The organism is Hymenobacter glacieicola (genome assembly GCF_014640315.1).
Taxonomy (GTDB): Bacteria; Bacteroidota; Bacteroidia; order Cytophagales; family Hymenobacteraceae; genus Hymenobacter; species Hymenobacter glacieicola.
Window position 1 is genome coordinate 86,759 of sequence record NZ_BMGS01000006.1, and the last position, 12,391, is coordinate 99,149.

At 60.9% G+C, this 12,391-nt stretch carries 12 protein-coding genes; 3 read left to right on the plus strand and 9 right to left on the minus strand.

Translation table 11 applies throughout. From position 1 onward, the window contains the following. The first annotated feature begins 31 nt into the window (after window positions 1-31). Window positions 32-2,356: a GH92 family glycosyl hydrolase gene (locus tag IEW18_RS12390; RefSeq protein ID WP_188558174.1), complete on the plus strand. Its 2,325-nt coding sequence runs from the start codon at window positions 32-34 to the stop codon at window positions 2,354-2,356. A 289-nt stretch (window positions 2,357-2,645) separates the two neighbouring features. On the opposite strand, the gene IEW18_RS12395 is transcribed toward IEW18_RS12390, so the two are convergent. Together IEW18_RS12395 and IEW18_RS12400 are read right to left on the minus strand one after the other, a co-directional pair. Continuing rightward, window positions 2,646-3,518: a hypothetical protein gene (locus tag IEW18_RS12395; protein WP_188558175.1), complete on the minus strand. Its 873-nt coding sequence runs from the start codon at window positions 3,516-3,518 to the stop codon at window positions 2,646-2,648. A gap of 12 nt (window positions 3,519-3,530) precedes the next feature. After that, a complete protein-coding gene (locus IEW18_RS12400; protein ID WP_188558176.1) occupies window positions 3,531-3,992 on the minus strand; it encodes an ABA4-like family protein in 462 nt (153 codons plus the stop codon). A 164-nt stretch (window positions 3,993-4,156) separates the two neighbouring features. On the opposite strand from IEW18_RS12400, the gene IEW18_RS12405 reads away from it, so the two are divergent. Continuing rightward, window positions 4,157-4,855, plus strand: a complete 699-nt coding sequence (locus IEW18_RS12405; protein ID WP_188558177.1) for a hypothetical protein — start codon at window positions 4,157-4,159, stop codon at window positions 4,853-4,855. Between the two features lie 109 nt (window positions 4,856-4,964). On the opposite strand, the gene IEW18_RS12410 is transcribed toward IEW18_RS12405, so the two are convergent. The 4 genes from IEW18_RS12410 to IEW18_RS12425 form a co-directional block, all read right to left on the minus strand. Next, window positions 4,965-5,396 carry a hypothetical protein gene (locus tag IEW18_RS12410; protein ID WP_188558178.1) on the minus strand — a complete coding sequence of 144 codons (432 nt, stop codon included), beginning with the start codon at window positions 5,394-5,396 and terminating at the stop codon, window positions 4,965-4,967. Window positions 5,397-5,614: 218 nt separating this feature from the next. After that, window positions 5,615-7,792 (minus strand): dipeptidyl-peptidase 3 family protein, encoded by a 2,178-nt coding sequence (locus IEW18_RS12415; protein WP_188558179.1) that lies wholly within the window; start codon window positions 7,790-7,792, stop codon window positions 5,615-5,617. A gap of 256 nt (window positions 7,793-8,048) precedes the next feature. Continuing rightward, window positions 8,049-9,164, minus strand: coding sequence for an AMP-binding protein (locus tag IEW18_RS12420; RefSeq protein WP_188558180.1), 1,116 nt, complete (start codon window positions 9,162-9,164; stop codon window positions 8,049-8,051). Window positions 9,165-9,209: 45 nt separating this feature from the next. Then, window positions 9,210-9,659: a hypothetical protein gene (locus IEW18_RS12425; RefSeq protein WP_188558181.1), complete on the minus strand. Its 450-nt coding sequence runs from the start codon at window positions 9,657-9,659 to the stop codon at window positions 9,210-9,212. 173 nt (window positions 9,660-9,832) lie between these two features. Here IEW18_RS12425 and IEW18_RS12430 point away from each other — a divergent pair, with 173 nt between their 5' ends. Continuing rightward, window positions 9,833-10,054 (plus strand): hypothetical protein, encoded by a 222-nt coding sequence (locus IEW18_RS12430; RefSeq protein WP_188558182.1) that lies wholly within the window; start codon window positions 9,833-9,835, stop codon window positions 10,052-10,054. Between the two features lie 169 nt (window positions 10,055-10,223). Here IEW18_RS12430 and IEW18_RS12435 read toward each other — a convergent pair whose 3' ends face one another. From IEW18_RS12435 to menB, 3 genes are all read right to left on the minus strand, one after another. Next, window positions 10,224-10,745: a hypothetical protein gene (locus IEW18_RS12435; protein ID WP_188558183.1), complete on the minus strand. Its 522-nt coding sequence runs from the start codon at window positions 10,743-10,745 to the stop codon at window positions 10,224-10,226. 257 nt (window positions 10,746-11,002) lie between these two features. Next, window positions 11,003-11,368: a DUF6370 family protein gene (locus IEW18_RS12440; RefSeq protein WP_188558184.1), complete on the minus strand. Its 366-nt coding sequence runs from the start codon at window positions 11,366-11,368 to the stop codon at window positions 11,003-11,005. A gap of 128 nt (window positions 11,369-11,496) precedes the next feature. Further along, complete coding sequence (gene menB / locus IEW18_RS12445; protein WP_188558185.1) at window positions 11,497-12,321, minus strand: 1,4-dihydroxy-2-naphthoyl-CoA synthase; 825 nt, start codon at window positions 12,319-12,321, stop codon at window positions 11,497-11,499. Window positions 12,322-12,391 lie beyond the last annotated feature (70 nt).

Below are 12,391 nucleotides of genomic sequence, written 5' to 3' on the forward strand. Positions count from 1 at the left end.
CGTGCTACCCTTGCCCCCGTGCCCTCTTTCTATGGTAAACTTCTTCGCTGCTGCCCGCCTTGCTTTTCTTTGGATAGTAGTAACCGCGGGCCTGTTGGCTGCCGGCGCGGCGCGGGGGCAGCCGGCCCAGGGGCCCGATGTGGTGCAGTGGGTGAACCCGCTGATGGGTACCGATTCCAAGCCCGAGCTGTCCAACGGCAACACCTACCCAGCCATTGCCCTGCCCTGGGGCATGAACTTCTGGCTGCCGCAAACCGGCAAAATGGGCAGCGGCTGGGCCTACCAGTACTCGGCCGACAAGATTCGGGGGTTCAAGCAAACCCACCAGCCCTCGCCCTGGATGAACGACTACGGGCAGTTTGCCCTCATGCCCATCACCGGGCAGCCGCGCTTCGAGGAGGACGCCCGGGCCAGCTGGTTTTCGCACAAGGCCGAAACCGCCACGCCCTACTACTACCGCGTGTACCTCGCCGACCACGACGTAACCACGGAAATTGCGCCCACCGAGCGCGCGGCCCGCTTCCGGTTTACATTCCCTAAGACCGACAGCGCCTATGTGGTGCTCGATGCCCTGGACAAAGGCTCCTACGTGAAGCTGCTACCCCAGCAAAACAAGATTATCGGGTACACTACCCGCAACAGCAAGGGCGTACCGCCGAACTTCAAGAATTACTTCGTGCTGGAGTTTGACCGGCCTTTCACCAGCACGGCCATTTACCAGGATAAAAAGCTGGATACAAGTGGCCTGGAGGCCCAGGCCAATCACACCGGCGCCGTCGTCGGTTTCCGGACGCGCAAGGGCGAGCAGGTGAACGTGCGCGTGGCCTCATCCTTTATCAGCCCCGAGCAAGCGGAGCTTAACCTGTGGGAAATTGGGGCGGATGATTTCGAGGCCGTGAAGCAAAAGGCCCGGCAGGCCTGGAACCAGCAGCTTGGCCGCATTCAAGTGGAGGGCGGCTCCGATGATCAGCTGCGCACGTTTTACTCGTGCCTGTACCGCTCCCTGCTGTTTCCGCGCAAGTTTTACGAGTTGGATGCCGCCGGCAAGCCCGTGCACTACAGCCCCTACAACGGGCAGGTACTGCCGGGCTACCTCTATACCGATACGGGCTTCTGGGATACGTTCCGGGCCCTGTTTCCCTTCCTGAACCTGATGTACCCGAGCGTAAATGCCCAGGTGCAGGAAGGGCTGGTGAATGCCTACCTGGAAGGCGGCTGGCTGCCGGAGTGGGGCAGCCCCGGCTACCGCAACGTGATGATTGGCAACAACTCGGCCTCGGTGGTGGCTGATGCCTACCTGAAAGGCGGGCGCGGCTACGACATCAACAAGCTCTACGAGGCCCTGGTGCACGGGGCCAACAACGCCGGTCCGCTGCAGGCCGTGGGCCGGGCCGGTGCGGACTATTATAACAAGCTGGGCTACGTGCCCTACGACGTCAAAATCAACGAAAACGCGGCCCGCACCCTGGAATACGCCTACGACGACTTCACGATTTATCAGCTGGCCAAAGCTCTGGGCCGCCCGCAAAAGGAAGTCAACCTCTACGCCAAGCGCAGCCAGAACTACCGCAACCTGTTCGACAAGCAAACCGGCCTGATGCGGGGCAAAAACCAGAACGGGAAGTTTCAGGCCCCCTTTAACCCCTTCAAGTGGGGCGACGCCTTCACCGAAGGCAACAGCTGGCACTACACCTGGTCAGTGTTTCATGACGTGCAGGGCCTGATGGATCTGATGGGCGGTGCCAAGCCCTTCGTAGCCACCCTGGACACGGTGTTTACCCTGGCGCCGGTGTTCGATGAATCGTACTACGGCTCCGTGATTCATGAGATTCGCGAGATGCAGATTGCGGGCATGGGCAACTACGCCCACGGCAACCAGCCCATTCAGCACATGGTGTACCTCTACAACTACGCCGGCCAGCCCTGGAAAGCGCAGTACTGGGCCCGCGAAGTGCTCAACCGCCTCTACCAGCCCACCCCCGACGGCTACTGCGGCGACGAAGACAACGGCCAGACCTCGGCGTGGTACGTGTTTTCAGCCCTGGGTTTCTATCCCGTATGCCCCGGCACCGACCAGTACGTGCTGGGCGCCCCGCTCTTTAAAAAGGTAACGCTGCAGCTGGAAAACGGCCGCCAGGTGGTGCTCAGCGCGCCCAACAACAGCGCCGATAACCGCTACATCCGTGGCCTGCAGTTCAACGGCCAAGCCTACAACTACAACTGGCTGAGCCACCAGGCCTTGCTGCAAGGCGCCACCCTGGATTTCGACATGGCCCCTACCCCCACCACTACCCGAGGAACCACCCCAGAGGCCGCGCCCTACTCCTTCAGCAAGCCTAAAAAAGGACGTAAGTAGAAAGGCAATAGATTCAGCTCAGGCCGATTGGGTAGTACAACCTGGCCTAGGGTCTGTGGACAGTAACTAAAACAGCACGTCATGCTGAGCTTGTCGAAGCATTTCTACCGCTGGCTAACTCCTGTCGTGAGGACGAAGCGGTAGAGATGCTTCGACAAGCTCAGCATGACGGTGGTTTATCTTAGTCTCTACACCCAAGAGCGGGTTATCTTGCTCTACACCCTAAGAACAGGGATTAGTGCAGCTGAGAATAGTGCCGAGGATAGAGGATATAGGGGTAGCCGCCCTTTCAAAAACGCCCTTGAACCAGAGGCGTGCCTTGCAGGGCCTGCAGAAACAGCAAGGCCACTAGAGCGGCGTAGAGCGCGGCACCCAGCCAGGTCAGAAGCACGGCGCGCCGGGGGAGCCAGCGGCTGATAACCCAGCCGAGCAAGGGCACCACTTGCAAGGAATGCAGGCCTAGGAAATGGGCAATGCGCAGGTCGCCGGCGCGGGTGCTCCAGCCCAGGCCGGGTAGGCCGGGTCCACCATCGGGGGCGCCCACGGTGTGCTGGTTCAGGTGAATCATCATGCCGCCCAGCAGGCTGCCGAGCAGGAATAGCAGTAGGCCCAGGCGCACGCCCCACACGTAGCCCGCCGGGCCGTGGGGGCGGTGCCGCCACACCAGCAACAGGGCCCAGATGGTAGCAACCGTGTTTACCACAATCATGACGCCCATCACGCTGAAGATCATGCCATCTAGTGGGGTAGCGCCGTTGAAGTGCGAGGTAGTACCGCGGGCCGCCTGGGTTACGATGCACACCATTTCCGCTACCATACTCACGCCCACCGCCCAGCTGATGCGCCGCACGGCCCGCTGAGCTGGGGCCGGCAGGTCGGCTAGCAGCCAAGCCAGCGTCCAGAGGTAAAGCAGCCCCGACACGGCAAACTTGGCTGGCTTCACCCACACGGGCAGGCCCGTAACTACGCGGTTATCAAAGGGCAGCACCACCAGGGCCATCAGCAGAAACCCCACGTGCAGCCACCCACTCCACGATAGGATGGGATTGACGCGGTGCAGCACCCGCAGCCAATCAGCGGCGTAGGCCCGCACCGAAACCCGTGGGCGGCTGGCAGGCGAAACCGGGACCATCGTCATTTTCAGAGGCAGGGAAGCAGACATACAAACAACCGATTACTGCGCGAGAGAGGAAGCTGGAGCCGAAACTTCGCGGCCGTAGAAGCGCCGCACCAGGCTGTAGAGCAGTAGCCCCACCGGCCCCAACAGAAACGTAAGCAGCAAGCAGGGCACCAGCAGCCCGTGCGGCACGCCGCGCCGCCGGGCATCCAGGCTTTCCCAGATGCCCAGGCTCATATCAAAGCACAGATAATGCACCCAGCCCGCCAGCAGCCCCCACGGGTTGCGGAACAAAGCGGTTACTTCGGCCAGGGAGTTGAATCCGCCTTCGGCGGCGTGTGGGCCCAGGTAGTGCGCCCCAATCAGCAGGGCGTAGGCCGCGGCCAGCAGCAGGGGTATGGCGCCGCTCAGTACTACAGCCTGCGTGAGGCGCCAGCGCGGCGCTACCACCAACAGGGCCCAGCCTAGCAGGGCAACCGTGTTGGCCAGGGAAAACAGGGGTTCGGGGTGCAGAAGCATAACGAGTGCGGCCTGATGAGGCCGTAAACATGCATGAAAAGCGGGTGGCCGCCGCCGACAATCGGGGCGAAGCAGCCGGTAGCACTGGTGAAGCGTACGGGGTAGCCGGGTGAGTTGAGGGGGCCGCGTACAACCAAGCCTGCCGGAAGGCGTATTTTTGCGTTGTGGAAGCTGTTTGTTTACCCCGTTTTCTGGCCTTGGCTGGTGTGCTGCTGCTGGCCGCCCCAGCCGCCGCGGCAGCCAGCCCGCCCCCCGCCGAAGATAGTACTTTTGTGCGTCAGGCCCACCGCCGCGTCGTCTTTCAGCTAGACCAGCGCTTTTCCATTCTTAATGGCAAAGTGGTGGGCATTAATGGCGTAAAAGGGGGCGTTGAATGGCGCGGCCGCTGGCGGGCGGGCCTGGGCGTGTACCGCCTCTCCGGCGGGGTGCCTACCCGTATTGCCCAGCCCGAAGGTACCCCACCCGGCACCCGCGACGAGGTCCGGTTTCGCTACCTGGCTGCCTACGGCGAGTACGTGTTTATTGGCAACCCGCGCTGGGAGCTAAGCACGCCGCTGCAGCTAGGAGCCGGCAGCTACTACACCAAATACTACTACCCCGACGGCGGCGTGCGGCGCACCAACAGCCAGGTCTTGTTCCTGCTTGAGCCATCCATTGGAGCCCACTACCGCATTTTTCGCTGGATTGGGGTGGGCGCCGGCGCGGGCTACCGGCAGGTGTGGGCCGCCGGCAAGCAACCCGAAGATGATATGAGCGGCATCATTTTCTTTGGGCGTGTCAAGCTGTTTCTCGGCGACCTAATTAAGGTAGCGCGCGGCCACGAGCGGCTGTTCTCCCAGCAAGGCCTGAAGTTAGAAAAGTAAGCGCCGCTGACAGAGGTACTTAGTTGAAAGAACGCAGCAAAAGCAGCCCGTCCTCCTAGGCGGAAACCTCAGGAGGACGGGCTACTTTTGCTGCGTTCCGTGTTGCTTTTTACCGCGAGCCGGCTACGCCTTTGGCCGACAGGGGCCGGCGCAGCACGTAGCGGCGCACATATTCGCTGGGCTCGCCTTTGGTGTAGTTGATGGGCTGCTCCAGAATCTGGACAATTTCCCAGCCCCGGCTACCCATGTAGTTCAGGGCGCTGATGGTGGTAGCAAATACCTGAATCTTGCCGGCCTCGCGCACTACCTGCTCCGAGCCGCCCAGCTTCTCGTAGCCGTAGCCGAAGTCCACGTATATGTCGCCGCTCTTTTCCTTTTCGGGCTTGCCGATGTTGACAAAGCCCGTGCGCATCAGCTCACAGAACTCGTAACGCTCGGCCTCGGCTTGCACCGGACGAACGGGCTGCGCCGTCTGCGCCTGAACGTGCCCGGCAGTAGCCAGCAGCGCGGCTGCCATCAGGGTAGGGAAGAAGTTTTTCATGGGGGTGATTGGTTGGTGGGGAGAGTTCAGTGAAAGTTTTTTCGGCCGAGAAGCAGGCGAAGGGAAGGTGAAATAATAGTGCGGCTACGTCTGCAAAGTACCAGGAAGCCTGTCATTGCAGCCAGCGGAAAGAATCTGGGCTTGCCAGTCGGCCACTTACCCTAGGTTCCTTTTGCTGGTCGCAAGGACAATTCTGGTTGCTGTGCAGCTTAAAGGGCTTAGTTATAGTTGGGCAACAGGCGGTAGTGGCGGCCGTATTCCAGCATCTGTTCGGCGAAGTTGGTGGGATATTCCAGCTTCACGTCCACAATCTTGTCGCCTTGCTTTACGGGCACCAGCCGGGGCTGAATAAACCCGACGTAGGGCGCAATGTTCAGCTTTTGGTAGCGGGCCAGCACTTCCTTGTGCAGTATGGGGTCGACTTTCACCCCGTAGGTTTCAATCAATGCCTTGCCGGCGGCGTAGTCGCCTTCGCTGGTGATGCGCTGCAGCTCCCGCAGCAGCTGCCCAAACAGGCCGCGCAGCTTCTCGTAGTCGTTGACGCGGAAGTAGGTGTTGCCCGCGCGGGTTACCTTTTCAATGACGTTGTCTTTGCGGCCTTTCTCCAGCACCCAGCGGGCCACCAGCTGGCGGTTGCGCATGTGGGCTTCTTCCACCGTCTCGCCAAATTGCAGGCGCACCAGCTGGGTCAGCAGGCCGTTGCGGATGTAGCTGTCGTACTCTGCTTTGGCCACGTCGGCGGAGGGCACCACGCCCAGCTGTATCAGCTTGGGGTCGGGGAGGTAGTAGAGGGCCACCAGGTCGGCGCGGGCTTCTTCCAGGGCTGAGGCGTAGCTTTTCAGGGTTTCCTTGGGCGTGCCCACGCCTTTGTTAATCTGCCCCGAGGCGTGCCCGATTACCTCGTGCATGTCGGTGTGTAGCTTGGCGGCCAGCTCCGAGTAGGTGCGCGCCCGTTGCTTTTCGGCTTCATCAACGGCAAACTCATCCAGCATACCGCCCGCCTCGGCCGCGTTGCTGGCCTCCACAATGTTGCCCAGCTGCACCGATTTGGAGCCGTGCTCCTTCCGAATCCAGGTGGCATTGGGCAGGTTAATGCCGATGGGCGTTTTGGGGGCCGTCGCGCCGGCTTCCACCACCACGGTAATTACCTTGGCCGTAATGCCCACCACGTTTTGCTTGCGGTGCTGGGCCAGAATGGGCGAATGATCCTCGAACCACTGGGCCTCTTTGCCAATGGCCTGAATGCGCTTGGTGGCCTCTAAATCCTTGAACGACACCACCGACTCGTAGGCCGCGCGGTAGCCCAGCGGGTCGCCGTACACTTCAATAAAACCGTTTACTACGTCCGTTCTCGACTTGGTGTCGTGCACCCAGGCCACGTTGTACTCGTCCCACTTTTTCAGGTCGCCGGTCTGGTAGAACTCCACCAGCTTGCGCAGGGCCAGCTCCTGCTCGGGCGTTTCGGCCACGGCGGCGGCCTTGTTGAGCCAGTACACCACCTTGGTCAGGGCCGCGCCGTACATGCCCTCCGTAAACCAGGCCCGCTCCACAATGCGGCTCTGCCTGTCTTTCACCAGCTTGGAGTTGAGGCCGTAGGAAATGGGCTGGGGGTCTTTCTTGTTGATTTTCTTGCGGTAAAAGGCCTCTACCTCAGTCTGGGTCATGCCCTCGTAGTAGTTGTTGGCCGAGGTTTTGACCATGTCTTTGCCCGCCTCCTGATTTACCCGCTTGGGGGCCACGCTGGGGTCGAAGAGAATGGGTTTCAGGGTGGCCAAAAACTTGGTTACCGACTCGCCCGGCTCCAGGGGCAGCTTTTTGGCATCAGTAGCAAACACCAACTCCCGGAAATACTCGGGTGTGCATTCAGGCGTAAACTTGCGGGTGCTGTAGTGGTGATGAATGCCGTTGCTGAACCACACGCGCTTGGCGTAGGTGGCAAACTTTTCGGCCTGGGCTATCTGCTGCTGGTTGGTGCTGGCCGTGCGGCGCTCCTCGTTGGCCGGCCAGAGGGCCTCCACGGTGCGGCGCACCCGCAGGTTATGCCGGTAGTTCTGGTCGTAGGTAATGTCGCGCCCGCTCAGGGCCGCCTCGTAGAGATAGTAGAGCAGCTCCTTCTGGCGGGGCTCCAGCTCCTCAAAGCCGGGTACCTGGTAGCGCAGAATCCGCAGGTCGGCAAACTGCTCCGTTACTATCTGAAAGGGCGGAGTAGCCGGGGCCAGTGGGGCCACCGGAGTCGATTCTTCCGGCGCAGCTGCCGCAGCCAGTTGCCCCACGGCCTCCGTGGTAGCACTGGTTACGGCCGCGGTAGGGGTGGTGGGGCGGGAGGTGCTGGCGCAGCCGCTACCCAACTGGGCTAGGAGCAGGAAAGTAGCCGCCGAAAAACGCGTATGACTCATTGATTAGGTACAGGGTGGGAAGTTGTACAAATCAACGGATAATTTCACATAGCGAAGGCGAGATGGTGAAATAGTGAGTGAGTGAAGTAGGATCAGGGCGAGGGTACTCGTATAAGCGGCCTGTCATCTTGCGCTTGCGAAGAACCTTCTCACGGTGGAGCACCAGTCGAGTGAACGACTCGTTCAGGCGTGAGAATGTGCCTCGCAAGCGCAAGATGACAAACGGTTTAGTTACTTCACTCATTCACTCACTCACTCACCACCTCACCATTTCCAAAGTGGTGCGTCGGTCTAGCTTGCCGGAGGGCGTGGCCTGGAACTGCGGCACGAAGACAAAGTCCCGGGGCTGCTCGTATTTATCGAGGCGCTGACTCAGCAGGGCCTGCAACTGCTGCTGTTGGGCCGGGGCTAGCGGCTCACCTTCTAGGAAAGCGGTTACCTGCTCGCCCAGGCGCTCGTCGGGGCGGCCCGCTACGAAGGCGCGGCACCGCAGGCCCAGCTCCATGAGGGCTACCTCCAGCACCTGCTCTACCTTTTCGGCCTGCACTTTCACGCCACCGCTGTTAATCACGAAATCGGCCCGACCCAGCCACTCGAAGGTGTGCGCGTCCCGTAGGTTTACCCGGTCGTTGGTGGTGATGAGCTGGCCTTGGGTTACATCGGCCCGGATAGTGAGGCAGCCGCGCTCATCCTGGCCCACGTGAATGCCCGAAAGCACGTGGTAGTAAGGCGTTACCTCGGGGCCGTTGAGGCGGCGCAGGGCAATATGGGAGGCCGTTTCCGTCATGCCATAGGTCAGGTACACCGGCACCTGTAGCTGCTGAATTTCCTGCTCCAGGCTTTTCTCCACGGCCGCGCCGCCCACCAGAATGCCCTTCAGGCGGTTGAGGCGGGGGGCGTGGCCGGCGGCCAGCACGGCCCGCAGCTGCAGGGGCACGAAGGAAGTGAAGTCGAACGCCGCCCCGGCCGGCACCAGGGCCAGCGGGTCGGCCTGGGGCTCCACAATGGTTAGGTGCATGCGCCGCTCAAAGGCCCGCACCAGCATCATCAGCCCGCTCACAAACTCGCAGTTCAGGCACACCAGCATCCGGTCGCCGGGGCCCAGGTCGAAGTAGTCGCCGGTGCGGCGGGCAGACGCTGCCAGCTGTTGGCGCGTCATGGTTACGCGCTGGGGTAGGCCCGTGGAACCCGAGGTTTGCAGCCCAAACTCCTGGGCCCCGTTCAGCCACTGCCGGCAGAAATCCAGCACCCGGGCCTCGTAGCCGTTCAGGTCGGTAGGGGAGTTGGCGGGGTACTGCTGGATGTCGGCGTAACGAAATTCGCGCCCATTGAGCAGCAGGGAATCGGGAAGGAGGGCAGAGTCAGGGGCCATGCAGAAGATAGTAGGAGAACCAAAACGAGCCGTATACGCAGCGGCTCAGCTAAGCAGCCAGCGTTGGTAGGCTTTGGCAGAAGGAGCGGTGAGAAAGGCCAAAACTAGCAGCAGAAACCCGTAGGCTGGCAATTCCAGGGCCCCGCGGCTCAGGGCGTAAGCAACCAGAAAGGGCAAACCCAGCAGGCCCAGCAGACTGTTGCGCAGAAAAATCCGGGCCTGGTAGAGCCGCATGTTTTCCTCGGCCCGCCGGCGTAGGTTGGGCCGTAGCCGCCGGGCCAGCAGGTACAAAAGCAGCCCAACTACCGGCACCAGCGCCCCCAACAGCAGCAAGGCCGGCCCCGATGCCGTGGCCGAGGCATGCGGCGTGCCCAGCCCTACCTGGCTGCTCAGGGCCAGCACTACCCCCACCGTGAGCAGGGCCTGCCCGCCGTAGTGCAGCCAGTGCAGGCGCCAGATGCGCCGGATGGCATGGTGGAATTCCGCATCGGTCATGGGGCGTAACAGGCAAGTAAATCGGATGGCGCAAGAAGTGGAGCCGAGCAGGGGCCCGGGTACTACCTCCCGGCATACGAAACTACCCCGCTCAGGATAAGAAAACCTGGTGGCGCTTGACTTCGAGCGGGTTAACCTCGTATCTTAAACCAGGTCACTACACTCCATCTGCCATGCTTCCTGCCGCCCTAAGCCCGTTTGCGCTGGCCCGAACGTTTGTTTTCCGGCGCTACCTCACGCTGCGTAGCCACGTAGTGCGCCCTACCACCGCCACGCCGGTTGTGGACGCAGCCCGCAAAGCCCGCAAGCAGCTGAAAAAACGCGCCAAGGAGGAGCGCCTGCGCAACTTTTTCGGCTGGTGCGAGGGCTGCGGTGCCTACGGCTCAATATTCTGAGTGCCACCCCAGCAACCAGGCCGGAATATTGGTAGGCTAGACTGGCGGGGAAGTGTAAACCAGAAGGGCGCTACGAAAGCAAAAAGCCCGTTCTGCTGCGCTGGCTCAACTATTCCTACCGCTGCGCTGGCTAACCAAGGAAGTGGTAGGCGCCCGACTGCGTAGCGCCCTAGCTAACGGCAATTATGGTGGTTACCGCCGACGACATCATGGTCATGTAGTAGTTTGCGCAGTGCAGGACGGTAAGCAACAGCAGCACTTTAGAGTCAGATGCCTCCAGCTCCTCCGTGGAGGTAAGCGTGTAGTTGTAATTGAGTTTGCTCCACTGAAAATCGGGCTTTACAACCAGTAGCTCCTGCTCGTTTCTGCCCCGTAGCGCGTACTCGCCTTTGCGCATACTCTTGCTTTTGAAGACAAAGGCCTGGTTGCCGTCATCGAGCCGGGACTTGATGATGATGTTACCGTCCCAGTTCATTTTAAAGTTCAGGAGCACCTTATCCTGGTCTTTCAGCTCAATGGTAGTGCCCCAGAAACCCTTGGGCTCCAACCTGAACGAGGAGCCATCGGCCAGGGTAGCAACTGCTTTAAAGGAAAACCATTCGCTGTAGTGCAGGGCTGCTAGGGCGGTGCCGTCAGCAGCCAGCAGCTGAAAGTCTCGCGTGCCGTCGGCTATTATTCTGTATGCGGCCATAGTTCTTATAAATACGTGCTAGTTGACCACCCGCCGCACCTGCGGGAGTGAAAGAGGTAGCGTTTTGCGCTCCGCCAATATAGTGGGTAACACGCAACAGAAACGTACTTCAGCTAAGAACCCCGGCAGGAAGCGGCCCGCATAAAAACGCCCACCCGAAAACCCAGGTGGGCAGTGCGCCAAACGGTAAGCAACTCCAGGAGCCAGTGCGGCCGAGCTGTTGGCTAGAGCCGTGTTGTACTGGCCCCGGAGGCCCGCTACTTGCCCGAGGCCGGCTGGTCTGGGAGCAGCTTAAAGTAAGTTGCCCGGAAGCGGTTCTCCACTACCTCGCCCTGCACTTCTGCCTTCCGGATGGCCTGGCAAAAACCGTCCTTGGCGTGGGCGTCCCCGTGCGAATCAATGGTGGTGCCATCCACGAAGTAGGCGTTGCCGTCGAGGCGCACGGCCAAATCACAGCCTTTGCCCGGCAGCCCCAGCCGGCACTGCCCGCAGGAAGCCTCCACTACCCGCACTTCCTTGGCCTTGTCGGGGGTAGCAACACGGGGCGCCGGCGCCGCCGACTGCGCCTGCGCGGTGCAGACGGCGGTAACACTCAGCAATACCAGCAGCAGGGCAGCTTTCATACAACTTCAGGTAAGGCAGTAGAGACGTGCGGCAATATAGCCAGCAGCAGACAAAGCAAACGCAGGTACAACAAAACGGCCCGCATCCGAGGACGCGGGCCGCAGTATAACCATCCTGAAACGAAAAGTTACGGGAACTTGGGGTACTTCGAGAAATCGGGCTTGCGCTTTTCCAGGAAGGCGTTCTTGCCTTCTTTGGCTTCCTCCGAGAGGTAGTAAAGCAGCGTGGCGTTGCCGGCCAGTTCCTGAATACCGGCCTGCCCGTCGAGTTCGGCGTTGAAGCTGGATTTGAGCATCCGCAGGGCCAGGGGGCTCTTTTCCAGAATCTTGTGGCACCAGGCTACCGTCGTTTCCTCTAGCTGCTCCAGAGGCACTACCTTGTTTACCAGGCCCATGTCGAGGGCTTCCTGGGCGTTGTACTGGTCGCAGAGAAACCAGATTTCGCGCGCCTTCTTCTGGCCTACCACGCGGGCCAGGTAAGAAGCCCCGAAGCCACCATCAAACGAGCCCACGTTGGGGCCGGTCTGGCCGAAACGGGCGTTGTCGGCGGCAATGCTCAGGTCGCAGACTACGTGCAGCACGTGCCCGCCCCCAATGGCCCAGCCGGCCACCATAGCCACTACGGGCTTCGGAATGGAGCGAATCTGCTTCTGCAAATCCAGCACGTTCAGACGAGGTACGGTGTCCTCGCCGACGTAGCCACCTTCGCCGCGTACGCTCTGGTCGCCTCCCGAGCAGAAGGCTTTGCCGCCCTCACCAGTGAGGATAATTACCCCAATGTCGGTGCGGTTGCGGCAGATATCCATGGCCTCAATCATCTCCTGCACCGTGAGGGGCGTGAAGGCGTTATGGACCTGGGGGCGGTTGATGCTGATTTTGGCAATGCCACCAGCCTGCGTGAAGAGAATTTCGCGGAACTCCTTAATCGGAGTCCAGGTAAGTTGTTCGGCCATAGAAAGTTGGGATGGAAAAGCGTCACATATTCCTGTCATCCTTCCTTCCGAGCTTGCGGCGCGATATCGG